This is a genomic window from Pseudohongiella sp. (genome assembly GCF_011050365.1).
Taxonomy (GTDB): domain Bacteria; phylum Pseudomonadota; class Gammaproteobacteria; order Pseudomonadales; family Pseudohongiellaceae; genus Pseudohongiella.
The window spans coordinates 102,061-121,363 of record NZ_DRFV01000017.1 but is presented as its reverse complement, the minus strand read 5'-3'; the positions used below and the strand labels follow the sequence as shown (position 1 = coordinate 121,363).

At 56.4% G+C, this 19,303-nt stretch carries 16 protein-coding genes; 10 read left to right on the top strand and 6 right to left on the bottom strand.

Translation table 11 applies throughout. From position 1 onward, the window contains the following. Positions 1–1,098, bottom strand: coding sequence for a ketopantoate reductase family protein (locus tag ENH71_RS15145; protein WP_294130597.1), 1,098 nt, complete (start codon positions 1,096–1,098; stop codon positions 1–3). Between ENH71_RS15145 and ENH71_RS15140 the strand changes: the two genes are divergently transcribed. The 6 genes from ENH71_RS15140 to ENH71_RS15115 all read left to right on the top strand — a co-directional run bounded on the left by ENH71_RS15140 (position 1,097) and on the right by ENH71_RS15115 (position 7,645). After that, positions 1,097–1,579 (top strand): YajQ family cyclic di-GMP-binding protein, encoded by a 483-nt coding sequence (locus ENH71_RS15140; RefSeq protein ID WP_294130598.1) that lies wholly within the window; start codon positions 1,097–1,099, stop codon positions 1,577–1,579. The genes ENH71_RS15145 and ENH71_RS15140 overlap by 2 nt on opposite strands. A gap of 3 nt (positions 1,580–1,582) precedes the next feature. Then, positions 1,583–2,992 carry an AmpG family muropeptide MFS transporter gene (locus tag ENH71_RS15135; protein ID WP_294130600.1) on the top strand — a complete coding sequence of 470 codons (1,410 nt, stop codon included), beginning with the start codon at positions 1,583–1,585 and terminating at the stop codon, positions 2,990–2,992. A 65-nt stretch (positions 2,993–3,057) separates the two neighbouring features. Further along, entirely contained in the window at positions 3,058–3,603 is a 546-nt protein-coding gene (locus ENH71_RS15130; protein ID WP_294130601.1) for an FxsA family protein, read from the top strand. A gap of 225 nt (positions 3,604–3,828) precedes the next feature. Further along, a complete protein-coding gene (locus tag ENH71_RS15125) occupies positions 3,829–4,119 on the top strand; it encodes a co-chaperone GroES (RefSeq protein ID WP_294130603.1) in 291 nt (96 codons plus the stop codon). A 62-nt stretch (positions 4,120–4,181) separates the two neighbouring features. After that, on the top strand, positions 4,182–5,837 hold the full coding sequence (groL, locus tag ENH71_RS15120) for a chaperonin GroEL (RefSeq protein WP_294130605.1): 1,656 nt from the start codon (positions 4,182–4,184) through the stop codon (positions 5,835–5,837). Between the two features lie 332 nt (positions 5,838–6,169). Further along, entirely contained in the window at positions 6,170–7,645 is a 1,476-nt protein-coding gene (locus ENH71_RS15115) for a hypothetical protein (RefSeq protein ID WP_317622348.1), read from the top strand. 85 nt (positions 7,646–7,730) lie between these two features. Here ENH71_RS15115 and ENH71_RS15110 read toward each other — a convergent pair whose 3' ends face one another. Next, positions 7,731–8,864 carry an OmpA family protein gene (locus ENH71_RS15110; protein WP_294130608.1) on the bottom strand — a complete coding sequence of 378 codons (1,134 nt, stop codon included), beginning with the start codon at positions 8,862–8,864 and terminating at the stop codon, positions 7,731–7,733. Between the two features lie 277 nt (positions 8,865–9,141). On the opposite strand from ENH71_RS15110, the gene purE reads away from it, so the two are divergent. The 3 genes from purE to ENH71_RS15095 are packed head-to-tail and all read left to right on the top strand — an operon-like array spanning position 9,142 to position 11,700. Further along, complete coding sequence (gene purE / locus ENH71_RS15105; protein ID WP_294130609.1) at positions 9,142–9,633, top strand: 5-(carboxyamino)imidazole ribonucleotide mutase; 492 nt, start codon at positions 9,142–9,144, stop codon at positions 9,631–9,633. A 6-nt stretch (positions 9,634–9,639) separates the two neighbouring features. Further along, complete coding sequence (locus ENH71_RS15100) at positions 9,640–10,728, top strand: 5-(carboxyamino)imidazole ribonucleotide synthase (RefSeq protein ID WP_294130611.1); 1,089 nt, start codon at positions 9,640–9,642, stop codon at positions 10,726–10,728. A gap of 48 nt (positions 10,729–10,776) precedes the next feature. Then, positions 10,777–11,700 carry an alpha/beta hydrolase gene (locus tag ENH71_RS15095; protein WP_294130613.1) on the top strand — a complete coding sequence of 308 codons (924 nt, stop codon included), beginning with the start codon at positions 10,777–10,779 and terminating at the stop codon, positions 11,698–11,700. Between the two features lie 13 nt (positions 11,701–11,713). Here ENH71_RS15095 and ENH71_RS15090 read toward each other — a convergent pair whose 3' ends face one another. The 4 genes from ENH71_RS15090 to ENH71_RS15075 form a co-directional block, all read right to left on the bottom strand. Continuing rightward, positions 11,714–12,505: an OmpA/MotB family protein gene (locus ENH71_RS15090; RefSeq protein WP_294130615.1), complete on the bottom strand. Its 792-nt coding sequence runs from the start codon at positions 12,503–12,505 to the stop codon at positions 11,714–11,716. Further along, positions 12,495–13,304, bottom strand: coding sequence for a motility protein A (locus ENH71_RS15085; protein ID WP_294130616.1), 810 nt, complete (start codon positions 13,302–13,304; stop codon positions 12,495–12,497). The genes ENH71_RS15090 and ENH71_RS15085 overlap by 11 nt, the downstream gene beginning before the upstream one ends. 134 nt (positions 13,305–13,438) lie before the next feature. Then, a complete protein-coding gene (secD, locus tag ENH71_RS15080; RefSeq protein WP_294130617.1) occupies positions 13,439–15,964 on the bottom strand; it encodes a protein translocase subunit SecD in 2,526 nt (841 codons plus the stop codon). A 46-nt stretch (positions 15,965–16,010) separates the two neighbouring features. Beyond that, on the bottom strand, positions 16,011–16,466 hold the full coding sequence (locus ENH71_RS15075) for a hypothetical protein (RefSeq protein ID WP_294130618.1): 456 nt from the start codon (positions 16,464–16,466) through the stop codon (positions 16,011–16,013). A 191-nt stretch (positions 16,467–16,657) separates the two neighbouring features. On the opposite strand from ENH71_RS15075, the gene ENH71_RS15070 reads away from it, so the two are divergent. Continuing rightward, positions 16,658–19,228 (top strand): TonB-dependent receptor, encoded by a 2,571-nt coding sequence (locus tag ENH71_RS15070; protein WP_294130619.1) that lies wholly within the window; start codon positions 16,658–16,660, stop codon positions 19,226–19,228. The last annotated feature ends 75 nt before the right edge of the window (positions 19,229–19,303 follow it).

The window sequence follows — 19,303 nt, the reverse complement described above, 5'->3', positions numbered from 1 at the left end:
TTAGGTCAACGGACGCTGATTAATGGTGTGCTGCGCGGCCTGTTTAGCCCGTGATTCTAGCACACGCATTTGTTGCAGAACGGCCTTGTTGACCGGGCAGGCCAGGCCGTGCTGCGCCGCCAGTTCGCACAGGTAGCCATTGAGGTGATCAATTTCGGTGTCGCGTGCGCGACGAACGTCCTGCAGTGTCGACGAGATATTATCGGTGGTCACCATCAGCACCTGTTGCACCTGGGTGAACAGGTCATCAATAGCCGGCGCCGCCGGAATCGCCTGCAGCAGCGCGCTGATTTCGTGGCACAGTCGGGTCAGGGTTTGTCTGGCTGCCGGTATGCGCAATAGCTCGCCGTTGCGACAATCATGGATGACAGTCAGCGCATTGATGGCACAATTGATGGCCAGTTTTCGCCACAGCCGGGCGGCGATGTCATCGTCAATGCGGATATTCAACTGTTGTGCGGGCAACACGGCGAGCAGCGCCTGCTGCCGGGCTGCCGAGTCGTCGCTGGCCGGGGTGAGCTGCCCCAGCCAGGTCTCGCCATTACCCGCATGGACCACATCAAACGGCGCGCGCAGCCAGGCGCCATGACTGGTCGAGAGACAGAAAACACGTTCGGCGCCGAACTGCTGGCTGACTTCCCGCTGTACCTTCAGGCCGTTCTGCAACAGCACAATGCGGCAGTCGGTGGTCAGGTATTTCGCCACGCCTGTTAGGGCGGGCAGCGTATCCTGCGCTTTGGTGGCGACGAAGAGGTTGTCGATCTGTCCAGGCAGATCAACCACATTACCCCCGGTTGTGTGCGCCGGCATGACCACAGGCTGTGCCATGGCGCTGGATTTTATATGGCCCGGGTAGCTCAGCAGTGCCGCCTGGTGTCGTAACAGCAGACTCACCTGCGCGCGGCCGGACGCTCCGTCCCGCGCTTGCATCGCCATGGCGCACGCCCACAGGCAACCCATGGCGCCGGCGCCCAGTACATGCCAGTGCAGGGGCTGTGGTATTGGTTTATCCGTTAAGGTCATGGTGGTAGTATAGGCGCCAATAGCAGGCGCTGTCTGCGCCGCGTGAAGATGATTCCAGTGATGAGGTTTGGCCATGCCATCGTTTGATATTGTATCCGAAGTTGAATTGCCTGAAGTACGCAATGCCGTTGATCAGGCCAGTCGCGAAGTCGGCACCCGGTTCGACTTCAAGGGCGTCGATGCCAGCTTTGAGCTTAACGAGGCCGATATCACGGTGATGGCAGAGTCGGATTTCCAGATTCAGCAGATGATGGAAATTCTTAAAGGCAAACTGGTCAAGCGCAATGTTGATATCAAAAGTATGGAAGAAGGCGATATCGTTGAGACCGGCAAAAAGGCGACCATGAAAGTGGTCATCAAGCAGGGCATTGAAGCCGACATGGCGCGCAAGATCGTCAAGATGATCAAAGACAAAAAAATGAAAGTACAAACTGCCATTCAGGGTGAGAAGCTGCGGGTCACCGGCAAGAAACGCGACGACCTGCAGGAAGTGATTGCCATGCTGCGTGAAGCCAAGCTCGACATCCCCCTGCAATTTGATAACTTTCGGGACTGATTTTTGCTCCCGGATCACGTCAAAACTTTTCGCGAATCCCTGCTGACGCTGCAGGACCGGCGCTTCGTCGCTATTTTCCTGCTCGGGTTTTCCAGTGGTTTCCCCTGGGTGTTACACGGTTCAGTACTGACCCTGTGGATGCAGTCGTCAGGTTTGTCCAGATCCGCGATTGGTTATATCGGTGCTGTTGCAACTGTGTATGCCATCAACTGGATGTGGGCGCCATTCGTCGACAAGATCCGACTACCCGTGCTGTACCGGGTTTTTGGCCAGCGCCGCTCCTGGATACTGCTGACTCAGTCCTTCATCGTATTATCCATTTTATTGCTCAGCCTTGGTGATCCCCGGCTGAACCTGATGCTGGTCAGTTTGTGTGCGCTCAGCGTGGCGGTATTCTCTGCAACGCAGGATATCGCGGTGGATGCCTACCGCATCAGTATTTTCTCCCGGCAGGAGATGGACGACAAAATGCCATTCGCTGCCGCAGTCACTACCACGGGCTGGTGGGCAGGTTATGGCTTTATCGGCGGTGCGCTGGCGCTTGGGCTGGGCGGTGAAACCATCGGTTTGGCATGGCCTGATGTGTACCGCGTGCTGGCCTTGCTGTATGTCGTTCTGATGATCTGTGTGATGCTGGTCAAGGAGCCTGCTGAAGAACAGACAGAGGCCCTGGCCGATGGCGTGCTGGCGGCGGATGATCCGCAAACGTTGCACGCAGCCGGTGTTGGCGATGCAGCCAGTCAGCGAACCTGGCCCAAAGTCAAATTGTGGTTCAGTACCTTGCTGATCGGACCGTTTCGGGAATTCTTCCAGCGCTGTGGCTGGAAGCTGGCGGTGTCCATTTTTGCCTTGCTGATCCTGTTCCGGCTGGGTGATGCCATGCTGGGCCGCATGTCTCTGGTGTTTTACGTCGAAATTGGTTTCAGCCGGGATGAAATAGCGTTTTATACCAAGTTCTTCGGTGGTCTGATGACCGCGTTTTTCTGTCTCGCCGGCGCACTTATCAATACCCGCTTCGGCGTTCTCAAGGGGCTGTTTGTCGGTGGTGTCGCCATGGGCGCGGCCAACTGCATGTTTGCCATTATAGCCGTTGTCGGACCCAGTGTGCCGCTGCTGCTGGTGACGCTGGTGATTGACAATTTTACTGCGGCTTTTGCCACGGTCGCTTTTATTTCCTTTATCTCCTATTTCACCAGTCGCACTTACACCGGCACTCAATATGCGTTGATGTCGTCGGTCTCCAATTTCGGTCGTACCACGTTGGCTGCCAGCAGTGGGTTCCTGGTTGATTCCCTGGGCGGCAACTGGGCCTTGTTCTTTGTGCTGACCGGTGCCATGGTTATTCCGGGGCTGTTGATGTTATGGTATATCGGCAAGCAAGTGACAGAGTACCGGGACCGCCAGCCCGTGTGATCAATTGTTTACCCCGGATTACTGTGACGCTCTGAATTCGTAACCCTGACGACGCGAGAGACCTTATGCCTTTTCCATTACTGGCCTTTATTGTTATCCCCATCGCGGAGCTGCTGCTGTTATTCGAGGTGGCGGATATGATTGGGGGGCTGGCAACGTTGGGCCTGGTCATTGTTACCGCGTTTGTGGGCTTTAACGTATTGCGCATTCAGGGCTTCAGCACACTCAGTCGTGCCAATCAGCGCATGGCCGGTGGTGAGCTGCCCGGGCAGGAAATAGTGGAGGGCCTGTTGCTGGCCTTCGCCGGCGCCCTGTTGCTGACACCCGGGCTGATCACCGACACGATTGGTTTTGCCTTGCTGACGCCACCCATACGGCGCCGACTGGCGACGCGAATGATGCGCAACGGCACCAGCTTCTTTGTCGGCGGCATGCGCGGTCGCGGGACAACGTTCGGTGGCGGCTTCTCCAGCTACCGGGGCGGTCAGGATGAGGGTCCCGGCAGCGGCCGTGACCACAGGGATGGCGCCACCATCGACGGAGAAATAGTTGATCGCGATAGTGACAGCAAGCACGGCAGGCTGTCCGATGACGATAAAAACACCCCCTGACCCGGACCCCCTGCGTCGGGTTGTCAGCGACGTGATCTGGTGCTGGCCGCAGGTGCACGGGTAAAAGCTGCAAAGTGAATTTTTTTTCACCTCCGCCATTGAAATCTGTCGTCTGAACCCCATTAACGCAGACACAAGCAGTTATTGAGTTTTGCTGCGCCGGTCAATGCCGGGCAGCGTTTCGTCCATCATCACCATAGATGTTAAGTCAGGAGAATACGAACAATGAAGATTCGACCTTTGCAAGACCGAGTTGTCGTGCGCCGCAAGGAAGAAGAGACCAAGACAGCCGGTGGCATCGTGCTGCCAGGTTCAGCCGCTGAAAAGCCTGCTCAGGGCGAAGTACTTGCGGTAGGACCAGGCCGGATTCTGGAGAACGGTGATAAGCGCCCGATCGATCTGAAGGTGGGCGACACTGTGGTATTCGGCAAATACGCCAGCAATACCGTCAAGATCGACGACGAAGAGCTGCTCATCCTGAGCGAAAACGAAATTTTCGGTGTGATTGAAGGCTGACAAGCTGCTCACTCAGCTAATGAGTCCGACTAACCCAATTTCAGATACAGGAAATAAATAACATGGCTAAAGACGTAAAATTTGGTGATTCCGCCCGTCAGAAACTGCTGAAAGGCGTAAACATACTGGCTGACGCCGTTAAAGTAACGCTGGGCCCCAAAGGCCGCAACGTGGTGCTGGACAAGTCGTTTGGTGCACCGACAGTGACCAAGGACGGTGTATCCGTTGCCAAGGAAATCGAACTGCAGGACAAGTTCGAAAACATGGGCGCACAGATGGTCAAGGAAGTCGCTTCCCAGACCTCTGATGTCGCCGGAGACGGCACCACCACAGCAACAGTGCTGGCGCAGGCCATTCTCAACGAAGGCCTGAAGTCGGTAGCTGCCGGCATGAACCCGATGGACCTCAAGCGCGGCATCGACAAGGCTGTTAAGGCCATGGTCGAGGAAATCGGCAAGTTGTCGACGCCTTGTGCCAACTCCAAAGCGATTGCCCAGGTTGGCTCCATTTCTGCCAACTCCGATAGCGAGATCGGTCAGATCATCGCTGAAGCCATGGAAAAAGTAGGCAAGGAAGGCGTGATCACGGTTGAAGAGGGTTCAGGTTTTGAGAACGAGCTGGACGTGGTTGAAGGTATGCAGTTTGATCGTGGTTACCTGTCTCCCTACTTCATCAACAACCAGGACAACATGAGTGCGGAACTTGAAAACCCGCATATTCTGCTGGTTGACAAGAAAATCTCCAACATCCGCGAAATGCTGCCGCTGCTGGAAGGCGTTGCCAAGTCCGGTCGTCCGCTGCTGGTCATTGCAGAAGACGTGGAAGGCGAAGCGCTGGCGACCCTGATCGTCAACAACATGCGCGGTATCGTGAAAGTGGCTGCGGCCAAGGCACCGGGTTTTGGTGATCGCCGTAAAGCCATGCTGGAAGACATCGCCATCCTGACCGGTGGTACTGTGATCTCCGAAGAAGTTGGCCTGAGCTTGGAGCAGGCAGATGTGTCGCATCTGGGTAGCGCCAAGACAGTCACGCTGTCCAAGGAAAACACCATCATTGTTGACGGTTCGGGTGATTCCAAAGCGATCGAAGCCCGTGTTGGCCAGATCCGTAAACAGATCGAAGACACCTCGTCCGACTACGACAAAGAGAAGCTGCAAGAGCGCGTGGCCAAGCTGGCTGGCGGTGTTGCCGTAATCAAGGTCGGCGCCGGCACCGAGATGGAAATGAAAGAGAAAAAAGCTCGCGTGGAAGACGCGCTGCACTCAACCCGTGCTGCGGTTGAAGAAGGCGTGGTACCTGGCGGCGGTGTTGCCCTGGTGCGCGCCCTGCAAGCGGTTGAGGGCAAGGTCAAAGGCGACAACGAAGACCAGAACGTTGGTATCGCGCTGTTGCTGCGTGCGGTGACGTCACCGCTGCGCCAGATTGTGAAGAACTCAGGTGACGAGCCTTCAGTGGTGCTGGACAAGGTGAAAAGCCTGACCGGCAACATGGGTTACAACGCTGCCAACGGTGAGTACGTTGACATGGTTGAAGCCGGCATCATCGACCCGGCCAAAGTAACCCGCAGTGCGCTGCAGGCAGCTGGCTCTGTGGCTGGCCTGATGATCACAACCGAGTGCATGGTCACCGAGATCGTGGAAGACAAGCCTGCCGGTGGTGCTCCTGATATGGGCGGCATGGGCGGTATGGGTGGTATGGGTGGTATGGGCATGATGTAAACCATCCAGCCTGCCTCCATGAAGTAGAAAGTCCGCAACCTGCGTGGTTGCGGACTTTTTTTTGTTCGTTTGTTTTATACGGTGTTGCAGTGCCTGAGATGAGCATCTTTCGCCTACCGTCTGCCTTGATCCAGGCTCCCTTCATCTATTTCCGCTGTGTTGACTGATAACTCCGTCTGTATAATTCGCCCTTTTTTTTGCCGAAGAGGTGTGTTTCCGCCATTCTTCAGCATTTTAATTGACCAGTTGATTCTTTATTACCTCATGGAGTGTTCAGTATTATGACAACGTTCAGGAAGTCAGTGTGGTTTTTGTCAGTGACAGCAATGTCCTTGGCAGCACCATCAGTTTGGGCGCAGGAAACCGGCATCAGCCGCGCAGAATTTGAAGCAGTGATCGAGCGGCTCACTGCCCTGGAGGAGGAGAATGCAGCGCTAAAAGCACTCGTGGCCGCTGATGACGCCGAAGATGGCGCCACCCTTGCTGAAAACAATTCGAACGATCTGGTAGGAACCAGCGCTGAGTATAATTTCAGGATGCTGGATCACACTGTCTTGACCAATACCCGACAAAGGTACCAACTTGAGGCGCTCAAGGACAATGTGCTGGACAAAAACCTTACTCTGGGCGGGCAGATAACGGGGCTTGTCAACTACCAGAATGCGAACGAGAACTCAAAATTTGGCTGGTTGATGCGTCATCCAACGTCCGCTAACCAAATAGGCGAAAACTCGTCCGAAGCTGTTGTGCATTCCGTCAATATTAATATGACGGCAAAGCTGACAGAGGACTTGACCGGCTACGTTGAGCTGCTTTACAACCCGGAGCAGAGTTTCGCTGCAAACTCTACCATTACCGGCTTGCCGCGTAACAATGTCAGTGTCAGCAGAGCTTACATTCTTTGGGGTAATTTAAACAAGTCGCCAGTGTATGCTTCGCTTGGCAAAATGGACATCCCTTTTGGCTGGAATGATACCGTCAGTCCGTTCACAAACTCCACCAACTGGCACTCGTTTGCCGGCCTGGCCTATGGCGGTTTGTTGGGGTATGCGACTGACCACTGGCATCTCAGGGCCATGGCAATTCAGGGGGGAGCGCAGTTCAGAAATGCAAACGCACCGGTTGATGGCACCAATGTGCCGTCGAGGCTGAACAATTTTGCATTTGATGCAAACTATACTGCAGCTCTTGAGCACGATGCGAGCCTGAATATCGGTGCCAGCTATCAATATGGCTCCAGTTATTGTCAGCAATATATGGATACCCCTGACACGGCGCACACCACACCTGTCTTCATTCCCGGGGTGACACGAAACCAGAGTCCACAAGGCGTAGTCCATTTTAATCCTTGCGAAGACAACGTTGATACTGCCGCGGTTTATGCGGTTTATCAGGGCGCACGTACAATGCTGGCGGCTGAATATGCGGAGACCCTAGAGGTCTGGCCTGGTACCTACAATCCCTACATGCCTCAGTTTGCGGCAGCGAAGAACCAGACATTCACTTTGGGTGGCAAGTACGCTGCAGACGTCGGTTTGGCGGAAATGCTGGACTTGTCAGCTGAGTTCAGTCGCTACAGAGCGGGCCCATCGGGTTCACCCTGGGAAAAACAGGACCAGCTGGTGTTTGGCGCATCTTACTTCCTCACACCCAGTGTCAATCTTTTTTCAGAGGCGGTTTTGGTCAAAGGCTGGGTGCCACTTAATTTTCTCAGTGGGGGTAACCCTGGCAGCCTGGTTGGAACCTCATGGTCCAGCCAAAGTTCAAGAAACGAGATTCTCGCGATTGGCGTCAAGGCCGGCCTGTAGTGCAGCTGGCTAGACAGGGAACCGGTTTTCCATAGTCACAAAAAAAGGGCCAGCGCAACGCGCTGGCCCTTTTTTTGTCAGTGGCTCACGGCTCGCGGGTGCCGTCGATTTCCACGACAACGCGGCGATCGGGCTGCAGGCAGTCAATTGTTGCCTGGTTGCTGCCCAGGTTGCGGCAATCCGTCGGAGCGAGCAGGGATTCGTCGTTGGCTAAACCTCTGGCAGTAATGGTGTTCGCCCGAATGCCACCCTCAATCAGATAGTTTCGCACTGCGTCGGCACGACGCTGGGACAGGCCGAGGTTATATTCACGGCCGCCAATACGGTCTGTGTGGCCGACTACAATCGTCGAGTCGTAATCAATTTCGCTGAGCTGACGCAGCAAGCCATCAAGCTCCTGTCGGCCCGACGCACTGATTGTTGCATCGTCAAACTCGAACAGGGCACGGGATTCCAGCGTGATATTGACGGGCTCTGGCTCTGGTGCCGGCGGTGGGGTCGGCTCCGGCCTTGGGGCAGGCGCCGGTGTCGGTGCGACGGGTGCCGGCGCTGCGCTGCGGCCAAAGCGGTAAACCAGACCAACACTTGCCATATGGGCACTGTCTCCGAGCATCTGGCTTGAGGGCAAATTGAAGTATTCCAGTTCCGCGCGCGCAGACAATGCCTCGTTGAAGTCATATTCAAGACCAAATCCGGCCTTGCCCTCGAACTCACGAGGCGTTCGGTCGTCAAAACTGTTTGCGGGTGTCACTGGGAAACGCGAAAACGACTGTGTAACAGACGTGCGTGTTACGCCGGCGCGCAGTAACGCTGACAGATTGTCGGTGATAGGCATTTTGGTCAGCAGGTCGAGCGCAAAACCCTCAATGGCGGCTCTGCCTCTCATGTTCTGCGCGGGCGCCAGAGTCGTGTTGAATTGGTATTTGCCCAGATTGAAATAACTGAACTCGGCAGCGAAAACATCATTGATATCGTAACCGAACAGAAGCTTGCCTGCGTTATCTTCGTCTGTTTTGTCCAGCAGGAGAACCTGGCGGCCATTCGCCTCAAAAGTTTCTGCAACCTCTGCACGTGACAGACGGCCATAACTTTCGCCATAATTGCCGCCGATGTAAAAGCCGCTGTCCTGTGCGAGCGTAAAGGATCCGGCCAGCAACAACGGTGTGGAAAATACTAAAGCTGTCAGTGGTCGTTTGATAAATCTGTGGGTATGTTTCATTGGTGAGCTCCTCCTGGAGTATCGACGTGACATATAGTAGCTTTTCGGTGGCAAATAGTATACCCAGGGAAGGTTGCGCTGGATTATGCGTTATCCGCCAGCTGACCGTCGATGCAGACAACAGTTCCGGCTTCTTTTGCTGGTCTGATGCTCTGTTTACGTGATCGGCTGCCTGCCCGGAGCGGAAATTCTGCGCGCAGACAAGGTCTGAAATCATTACTGAAACGAGTGATTTTCAGGTATACTACGCGCTTTTTCTTGCACAGAGGCGACATCTATGTCTGCACTGGTTGGCGTGATCATGGGGTCAAAATCGGACTGGGCGACCATGAGCCACACGGTTGATATGCTGGAACAGCTGGGAATACCGCATGAGGTCAAGGTGGTTTCGGCGCACCGCACCCCGGATCTGCTGTTTTCCTACGCAGGCGAGGCGGCAGGTCGCGGCATTGAGGTGATCATCGCCGGTGCTGGCGGCGCTGCGCACCTGCCGGGCATGTGTGCGGCTAAAACTCATCTGCCGGTGCTGGGTGTGCCTGTACAATCCTCCATGCTGTCAGGTGTGGATTCGTTGCTGTCCATTGTGCAGATGCCTGCTGGTATTGCGGTGGCAACTCTGGCTATTGGCCGGGCAGGCGCGGTCAACGCGGCACTGCTGGCTGCCAGTATTCTGGGCAACAAGTATCCTGAACATCAGCAGTCGCTGCAGGCGTTTCGCGCCAAGCAGACCAGCAATGTGCTGGACAACTCTGATCCACGGCAGGCCTGAGGTATCATGAAAATAGGCGTTATCGGTGGTGGCCAATTGGGCCGGATGTTGGCGCTGGCGGGCACCCCGCTGGGCATGAAATTCGTTTTTCTGGATCCGGCGCAGGACGCTTGCGCGGCGGCCCTGGGCGAACACATTCACGCTGATTATCACGATCACGAACACCTGCGACAGTTGGCCGATCAGGTCGATATGGTGACCTTTGAGTTTGAAAGCGTACCGGCTGATACCGTGGCATTTCTGTCGCAGTTTGTACCCGTATATCCGTGTGCTGAATCCTTGCGTATCGCCCGCGATCGTCTGCTGGAAAAAAACCTGTTTCGCAGCCTGGACATTCCGGTTGCACCCTTCGCCGCGATTGATTCGCAGGTGGAGCTGGAACAGGCTGTCGTCAGCATCGGTTTGCCGGCAGTCCTCAAAACCCGCACTCTGGGTTACGATGGAAAAGGTCAAAAAGTGCTTCGCGAAGCTTCCGATGTCAGTGACGCCTATGCCGAGCTGGGCAGTGTGCCCTGTATCCTGGAAGATTTCGTCGAGTTCAGTGGTGAAGTGTCATTGATCGCCGCGCGCGGCCGTGATGGCGCCTGCAACTTCTACCCGCTGGTTCACAATACGCACCGTGATGGCGTGCTCAGGCTGTCCATCGCCAGCGCTCAGCATCCGCTGCAAAAACTGGCCGAGCAGTACACGGCCGGCGTGCTGGAGCATCTTGATTACGTGGGTGTGCTGGCATTCGAGTTCTTCGAAGTGGATGGCGGGCTTACAGCCAATGAGATAGCGCCCCGGGTTCACAATTCCGGGCACTGGACAATTGAGGCTGCCGAATGCAGCCAATTCGAAAATCATCTGCGCGCAATAACCGGGCTGCCGCTGGGTTCCACCGAAAAACTTGGTGAAAGCGCCATGGTTAACTTTATTGGCAGTGTGCCCGACATTGCGGGGCTTGCGGCCATTGACGATTGTCATGTGCATGCCTATGGCAAAGCCTTCAAGGAAGGACGCAAGGTAGGTCATGCCACGGTCCGCAGCACCAGCGCGCAGGCGGTGCAGCGTCAGCTTGGTGAGATCAGGGCGTTGATGGCGGCTGACAAATGAATGGCGCCTGTGGTACAACTGCTTGCATGTAAGCCCACAGGTGACCCGATGCTGACCCGTACTACTGTTAAACGCCGTTCCCTGCGCTCCCGGTTTTTAAGCTGGTTTCTGCGCCGCCGCTTCAAGCCCAAACTGTTACGTCCCGACTTTGATCCGGCACGGTTTCGTAAGACCCTGGACCGCGATATGGGTAAAAACCCTATTGCCAGCAATGTTGACGTGGAGCCCGTACAACTTGAAGGCATCAACGGTGAGTGGCTGATACCGACGACATGCAGTTCCAGGCGCGTTGTGCTCTACAGCCACGGGGGCGGTTACCTGTTTGGTTCACCGTTATCCTATCGCGCGTTTACCTCGCGCCTGGCAGTGGCCTGTGATGCCCGTGTGTTTGTGCTGGATTACCGCCTGGCGCCCGAGCATCCGTTCCCCGCTGCCGCCGACGATGTGATCGCCGCCTACCGTTACCTGCTCAATGAGCATGATGCTGCCGATATTGTGCTGGCCGGTGATTCCGCGGGTGCCGGCCTGTCCCTGTCTTTGCTGGTGCAGATTCGCAACGCCGGTCTGCCCATGCCTGCAGCGACAGTATTGATGTCCCCCTACGCGGATCTGGCCGTCACTGGCGAGTCGGCAGATAAAAACTCCGCGACCTGCGCCATGTTCAGTGGTGACGGGATTCGCCGGGCGGCAGCAACCTATCTCGATGGGGCGCCCGCCACGGACGCCCGGGCATCGCCGTTGTACGCGGAATACGCCGGTTTTCCGCCCATGTTGATCTACGTCAGCGATAATGAAGTGTTGCGTGATGACGGTATACGGGTTGCCGAGCGGGCGGCGGCAGCGGATGTGCCCACCGATCTGCGCATCTGGCGCGGGCAGCCACATGTCTGGCCGTTGTTCGTGCCATTATTACCCGAGGCGACTACGGTGATCCGGGAAATCGGAGACTATATTCAGCGTCAGCCAAGCTGAGCGCAGTGGTCGTTCAAGGCTCGCGCAGAATCAATTCCACGCGGCGATTGCCGGCACGATTGGTCGGCGTATCGTTAGGCTGAAGAGGTCGGGTGTCAGCATAACCCACCGCTCGCATGCGAGTGGCCGGGATGCCGTCAAACTCCAGGTAGCGCAATACAGAGATGGCGCGATCGCTGGAAAGCTCCCAGTTTGATGGAAACTGCGGCGTGTTGATAGGGATATTATCGGTGTGGCCTTCAATCGATATTTCGCCCTCAAATGCATTAAGAAACCCTGTCAGTTGACTGATCAGTATCATGCCTTCATACCTCAGTTCGGCCTGGCCACTGGCGAACAACAGGTTGTCGGCAATTCGCAAGGTCAGGCCCTCTCGCCCCGGTTGCGCATCCACGCCTTGCAGGGACAGTGAATTCAGGCTGTTCTCCAGATCTCCGAAGCGCTCGTTAAAATCGTCGTCGGTGCCATCATCTTCCGCATCCGGTGTGGTTTCGCCGGACCTGCCTTCCAACAGGCTGTTGTACTCCGGCAGCACGCCAATACCACCGGGCATCACGCCCCCGGTTTCGTCCAGAGGTGTCTGCGTAGTGGACCCGGCGGCAGAGCCGGCGGACCCGGTTTGCGAGATCTCGGCAGGCATGTTGTCGTCGTCGGTCTTGGGTTCGCTCATGGCCAGCAGGAGCACGAAAAACGCAATCAACAGGGTCAGCACATCCAGGTAGCTGAGCATCCAGCTATTGTCAGTGCTGTCCGAGGCGCTGCTTTCATCGCCAATCATGTCGACGGCATAACGACTATTTTCCACGCGCCGCTCCTCTTATGGGCGGCATGCCCTTGTCGCGTATTTCATCCTGATAAGTAGCGGCAAACGATTTCAGGGTATCTTCAATGAACGATGGTGGGCGCCGCTTGCTCATCATGGCAATGCCTTCCAGTACCATGTTCATGGCAATCAGACGCTCTTCGGTGCGACGTTCCAGTTTTACCGCGATCGGCTGCAGGAAAACGTTGCCCAGCAGAATGCCGTAAAACGTGGTCAGCAGTGCTACCGCCATTTGCGGGCCAATCATGTCGAGGCTGCCGGAGTCCATAACGGCCAGCATATTGACCAGGCCGACCAGAGTGCCGATCATGCCGAATGCGGCAGCATAGGTCGACATGGTACGGAATATATGGGCCTCCGCGCGCTCGCGCGCCTTTACGCGCGCGATACGCCAGCGCAGCGTGTCGATGATTTCCTGCTCGTCAGTGTTAGCGATGACCAATTGTATGCCGGTACGCAGAAAGGGGTTCTTGATTTTGGCCAGGGCGTCGTCCACATCCTTGATATTGCCCTGAAACCACAGGCGTGAGACCTGCACCATTTCCTTGATGTCGTCCCGCGTATAGGTGTTTTCACGTCGGAATACCAGTGCCACCAGCCCGAATACACGTACGACTTCCTTCAGCGGGTAGCTTATGAAAGTGGCAGCCATGGTGCCGGTGATAACGATGGCCAACCCTGGCAGGTTAAGAAAACTTGACTCCGACTCCGCAGAGAAAAACAGCACGCTGCCCAGCAGTGCGATACTGGCGAGCATGCCTATGATGGTTGAAGGATTCATGCGGGGCCCTGGCTGTCGATTCATAAAATGGTGGCTTTAACGCAAAAAGTATCGGCCGCGGGGGCCGATACTTTAGCGAAAGGACGGAGCTTTTCCGCTGGTTTGATGCGACTGCGCTAGTTGCCGCGCGGGCTTCAGGGTGACATATCCAGTTCCGGGGCAGGCGTATGAAGCTGATCACGACCCTGGCGCTGCCGTCGCTTGCCCAAGAATACGACGATGGGCGCTGCGATAAAGATCGACGAGCTGGTGCTGATGACAATACCGAACAGCATGGGCAGCGCGAAACTGGAGACGGCGCTGCCACCGGCGATGGCCATGGGCACGATCGCCACCAGGGTGCTGAGCGAGGTAAAAACGGTTCTGGTCAGGGTGGCGCTGATACTTCTATCGACCAGCGCGGAAAAATCCTGATCCGGCTGTGCCCGCAAATTTTCACGAATTCGATCGAAAACCACCACCTTGTCATTCACCGAATAGCCGATCAATGCCAGTAGAGCAGCAACGGCCGTCAGGTTGAATTCGATGCCGGCCAGCGCAAAAAAGCCCAGCGTTTTGGTCAGATCCAGTCCAATGGTGATCACCGCTGCCACCGCGAAGTGATTTTCGAAGCGATACCACAGGTAGAGCAGCATGCCGCCGCCTGCCAGTAACACGGCCAGTATGCTCAGGTCAGCAAAGTCCCCGCTGACGCGTGGGCCTACCATGTCAGAGCGCAGGACGTCGGCATCTGGCGACACCTGCATGATGGCCGCTTTGATTTCTTCGATAACAGCGCCGCTGTCGCGATCGGTCTGCAGCGGCTGGCGCAATTGATAGGCGCTGGCGCCATCGATGTCGCCGGTTTCCTGTACCGAGATATTGTCCAGGCCCGCAGCCACTAAACTGCTGCGTAGTTGTTCAATGGTCGTATCCGGGGCGCTGACCTCCACCAGCGCGCCACCGCTGAAATCGATGCCGTAGTTCAGACCGGGCTTGGCAAGCAGGCCGACTGCAGCAGTAGACAGAATGGCAGACACCACCAGACCGGCGATACTGGCACGCATAAAATTAATGACACGTTTGCCGCCGCTGAAACGATCGCCGATGCGGTCAAGCATCGCCAATCCGGATACCGACAGGGTTTTACTGGTTGCTAGCCGGATTCGCCATTCCATCATCACCCGGGTCACGGCCACCGCGGTGAACAGTGATGTCAGCAGTCCGATACCCATGGTGACGGCGAACCCTCTGACCGGCCCCGACCCCATCAGGAACAGCAGACTGATGGCAATCAGGGTGGTGACGTTGGAGTCGATGATGGTGCTGTAGGCCTTGCTGAAACCGTTCTCCAGCGACAACCATGCGGTTTTGCCCTGGCGCAGTTCATCCCGTATGCGTTCGTTGATCAGGATATTCGCATCCACAGCCATGCCCATAACCAGAATCAGGCCGGCGATGCCGGGCAGCGTCAGCGTCGCGCCGAGCAGGCTGAGGACACCAAAAATCAGACCCATATTGATGCCGAGCCCAAGCCAGGCGATCAGGCCCCAGCTACCGTAAATGGCCGCCATGAACAGCAGGACCAGGCCAGCGCCAATCAGGCCGGTAATCAGTCCCATCTGGATCGAATCGCTGCCCAGGCTGGGCCCAACGCTACGCTCCTCTATGATATCAAGGGCGGCCGGCAGCGCACCTGCGCGCAGCAGCATGGCGAGGTCGGTAGCCTCAACGGCACTAAAGCCACCGCTGATTTCACCGCTGCCAGTGGTGATGGCACTGCGAATGACCGGTGCGGTAATGACCTGGTCATCCAATACCACAGCCAGCGCCCGGCCAATATTTTCCTGTGTCATGTCACCAAACAGGCGACCGCCGGTTTTATCCAGCACAAAATTCACAACTGGCAGCCCGGTCTGTGGTTGCAGCACCATGTTGGCGTTGCGCACATGACGACCTTCCATGGCAATCTGCCGCTCAAGGCGATAGATTTCCCCGTCCTGTTGTCCGGGACGCTCTACAATATCGGTAGAGCGGCTGTCGGCCAGCCAATGGAAGTTCATTTTGGCAGTTGTGCCCAGCAGCTCCTTGACGCGGCCGGGGTCGCTGATGCCCGGTAGTTGTACCACGATACTGTCGCTGCCCTGACGCGTGATGCTGGGCTCCACCATGCCGGTTTCATCCAGACGGCGGTGGATGATATCCAGACTTTGCGTGACGGCGTCCTGCTGCAAAGCCTCCCGGTGGGCATCGGTGATGAGCAGGGTTAAGGTGCCCGCGTCACTGTCGAGCGTGTATGTCGGCAGCGCGCTCTGGCTGTCAGCCACGGACTCTCTGGCAATACGGATGAGTTCCGGCATTGCGCTTGCATCACGAAGCGTCACAGTAATCTGCTCGGCCGTTGCCTGTGGCCGCAGATATCGGATGCCGGCTTGACGCAGCCTGTCGGCCACGCTATCGGCGAACTGCTGATTTTCACTCTGCAGCAGGTCTTCCATGTCGACTGCCAATAGCAGGTGGGACCCGCCCCGAAGGTCAAGGCCCAGACTGAACTGATTATTGGCATACCAGTCGGGCAGGCGTTGTTGAACCCCGCCGGGCAGGGCGGCGGGCAGTGCGCTGAGCAGGCCCAGCATAATGATGAATCCGTACCACAGGGTACGCTGGCGTAGAGATCGCATGATTGTCCTCGCAAAAACTGAAAGCTATGAAAATGTGGTTAGCGTTTCAGGCGGGAACGGGGGGAGACCGGGGGGAGTAGGGCGCTGCCGTGTAGCGAGTTACCAGGCGCAGAACGTCAACGTCATAGCCTTGCCCGCAAACGAGTGCGCGAAGATCAGAGCTTGCCGGCAGTGGCCATACAGCCTGCGCTGGGCCGGACGGGTCCGGTGAGTTCGTGTCGGTATTCTGGCAAGGCGCGCCAGTGCGCGTGGCCTGCGACAGCAGGCGCTGCGATGAGGTCAGCGCCGTGTCGTGGGTGTTTATGGCGACCTGTGTGTTGGTCGTCTGCAGCATGCCCGTCGGCGACGTTGCTGCGTTCTGCGCGTTGCCGACAATCAGTGCGGATTCCGGCCACGACAGGCCGGGCAGGCAGCATAAAATCAGCGCAAAAATCCAGCCACAGACGCTTGTCGATGGCGACCGTGAGGTGCTGGTGCGGGGGCTGATATGTGTGCTGTTCACAACATGCCTTATACGCCTGCCCGCGCCACGGCGCAAGCGAATTCAACTCCGGCAGCCGGTGTTGTCATGCGCCCGACACGTGCGTGTCACCGGTCATACACAGCCGTGTCACTAAACTGTAGCGCCAGTGACACGGTTTCGTCATAAATGCTGCTTACACTGCCACAAAACTTTGATAATGGAGCGATGTAATGCAGGAATTCCCACAGTTCACCTACCGCAAATTGACCGCAGCGCTGATGCTTGCCGGACTGAGCAGCACGGGCATGGCGCAAAGCGAGCCGTCCGCTGCACAGATGGAAACCATCATGGTGTTTGGCCAGCGTGAAGCGGCCAACCGGGCTCTGGGCCTGTATCGTGAGTCTGACGCGGTTGCCAATTACATCTCTGCTGACGACATGGGTCAGTTTGTAGATCAGAATGTCGCCGAGTCGCTGCAGCGACTGCCGGGACTGACCATTTCGCGCGACCAGGGCGAAGGCCGCTTTGTCAGCGTGCGCGGCGTCTCAGCCGGACTGAGCACGGTGACCATCAACGGCATGCGTATCGGCACTCCGGAAGACGGTTCGCGTGCGGTGCCACTGGACGTGATTCCGAGCGGCTCGGTGGACGGCATTGAAGTTGTCAAGGTGCCGACCCCGGATATGCCGGGTGATGCCGTTGGAGGCGCAATCAATGTCAGCTCAGCGTCGGCTTTTGATCGAGACGGCCGTCAGATCACTTACCGCCTGGAAGGCTCGCACAACGACCTGAGCGGTGAAACCAGCCCCAAGGCTCAGTTTAATTTCAGTGATGTGGTGGACGGTTTTGGTGGCTCCGACAATATCGGTATCTCGTTTGGTCTGAACTACCTGAACCGTAAACTGGAGTCTGACAATATCGAGCCGGAATACGATTTCCTCGAGTTCAATGGCGAGGACGTGTTCACGCTGCTGGAAGTCAATGAGCGTAAATACTTTATTGAACGCGAGCGTCTGGGTTTCAACCTCAATCTGGAGTATCAGCCTGACGACAGCACCCGTTTCTACGCCAACACGGTTTACAGCGAGTTCACTGACGCAGAAACCCGTCAGCGCAACGTGTTCGTGTTTGAGGACGCCACCATCACGGCCTATGACGGCAGCAACGTAACCTATGCTGATATGCCCGAAGACAGCTTCCGCCGCCGCATCCGTTTCCGCACCAAGGAACAGGATACGTTGGCATTTGCCATGGGTGCCGAGCACGATTTCCAGACCTGGTCACTGGACTACAACGCCGGTATCTCCACGACCGACGAACGTGTGCCGGATGAGCAGGAAGGTCGTTTCGAAAAGACCGGCAATGCGCTGGACGCGATGGTGCAGTTGGGTCAGGGTATCCCCGTTTACACATTCATGGAAAATGGCGCGCCGGCCGTCGGGTACCTGGACAACAGTCTCTACGAGTTGGACCGGGTCGTTAACGAACCTTTGTCAGTGGATGATGATGACGTCAACTTTGCTCTCAACATCGAAGTGCCGATGGCCTTTGGTATTGAGTCCCTGACGGTAAAAACCGGTATCGATGGTCGCTTCAAGGACAAGGTAGCCGACGTCAATGAGTTCGAAGAACGCGACACACCGGATGTGCTGTTGTCACAGTTTACTACTGGCGCACCGTCCCATGGCCTGAGTAACCTTGGTCAGGGCATCAGCTCTTCGGCTTTCGTGAATTTTTACAATTCCAATCGCAGTGAATTCAAGGCCCGTCCACGGGATGTTGAAGAAAACCTGGCGCTGAATTCGGCACAGGACTACAGCGCCGAAGAGGACGTGATTGCGAGCTACATGATGGGTACCTGGGACCTTGATCGCGTTCGTGTGATTGCCGGTGCCCGTGTCGAGCGCACGGATTACCGCGCGAACGGCAATGAGCTGGTGTTTGACGAAAACGGCGCCCTCAGCATTAACGAAAGGTCTGTGTCTTCAAAATACACCAACTTTTTGCCCGGCGTGCACCTGCGCTACGAGCCGACGGACAATCTGGTGGTTCGCGCAGCGTGGAGCAACACCATCGCGCGCCCGAGTTTCAGCGACATTTCCCCGCGCTCGCAGATCAATCGTGAGGACATGGAAATCCAATTGGGTAATCCGGACCTGGACCCCTACCAGTCAAGCAACTTCGACCTGCTGGCTGACTGGTACTACGGCAACTCAGGCGTGATATCGGCTGGCGTCTTCTACAAGGATATCGATGACTATATTGTCGATTTTTCCACAAGACAAAACCCGCAATTCGTCGGCTTTGAAGTTGACCAACCGGTTAACGGTACCAAAGCATCAGTGACGGGTATCGAATTTAATGCGCAGCAGGGTTTCGAAGTGTTTGATGAATCTCTGATCGGTTTGCTGGCCGGACTTAACCTGACGGCGCTGGATACCGATCTGGAAATCAATGAGCGTGCCGGCGAATCCTTTGCGCTGCCGGAAGCCGCGGAGCGTTCCGGTAACGTCTACCTGGGCTACGAGAACGAACTGTTCAGCACGCGCCTGAGTGTCTCCTACCGTGACAAGTTCCTGAGCGAAGTCGGCGACAACGAGCGCTTCGACCTCTATGTGGCACCGCATACGCAGGTGGACCTGACCGCGTCATACCGGTTCAGTCCACAGTTCGAGCTGGTCGCAGAGTTCACTAATCTGACCGATGAGGCGCTTGAGCTTTACCAGGGTAGCAAGAACTACACTTTCCAGTTCGAGGAGTATGGCCCGACGTTTGCTATTGGCTTTAAAGGTCAATTCTGACCCCGAACTAACGGCAGACAACAACCCGGTGGATGATTATGAATCGTCCGCCGGGTTTTTTCGTTTTGAAGTCGC

Bases quoted from the DNA above. Each gene is read 5' to 3' on its own strand.
- ENH71_RS15110 (WP_294130608.1), bottom strand. From the start codon at position 8,864: ATGAAACATACCCACAGATTTATCAAACGACCACTGACAGCTTTAGTA.
- ENH71_RS15125 (WP_294130603.1), top strand. From the start codon at position 3,829: ATGAAGATTCGACCTTTGCAAGACCGAGTTGTCGTGCGCCGCAAGGAA.
- groL (WP_294130605.1), top strand. From the start codon at position 4,182: ATGGCTAAAGACGTAAAATTTGGTGATTCCGCCCGTCAGAAACTGCTG.
- ENH71_RS15100 (WP_294130611.1), top strand. From the start codon at position 9,640: ATGAAAATAGGCGTTATCGGTGGTGGCCAATTGGGCCGGATGTTGGCG.
- ENH71_RS15145 (WP_294130597.1), bottom strand. From the start codon at position 1,098: ATGGCCAAACCTCATCACTGGAATCATCTTCACGCGGCGCAGACAGCG.
- ENH71_RS15085 (WP_294130616.1), bottom strand. From the start codon at position 13,304: ATGAATCCTTCAACCATCATAGGCATGCTCGCCAGTATCGCACTGCTG.
- purE (WP_294130609.1), top strand. From the start codon at position 9,142: ATGTCTGCACTGGTTGGCGTGATCATGGGGTCAAAATCGGACTGGGCG.
- ENH71_RS15095 (WP_294130613.1), top strand. From the start codon at position 10,777: ATGCTGACCCGTACTACTGTTAAACGCCGTTCCCTGCGCTCCCGGTTT.
- ENH71_RS15130 (WP_294130601.1), top strand. From the start codon at position 3,058: ATGCCTTTTCCATTACTGGCCTTTATTGTTATCCCCATCGCGGAGCTG.
- ENH71_RS15140 (WP_294130598.1), top strand. From the start codon at position 1,097: ATGCCATCGTTTGATATTGTATCCGAAGTTGAATTGCCTGAAGTACGC.
- ENH71_RS15070 (WP_294130619.1), top strand. From the start codon at position 16,658: ATGCAGGAATTCCCACAGTTCACCTACCGCAAATTGACCGCAGCGCTG.
- secD (WP_294130617.1), bottom strand. From the start codon at position 15,964: ATGCGATCTCTACGCCAGCGTACCCTGTGGTACGGATTCATCATTATG.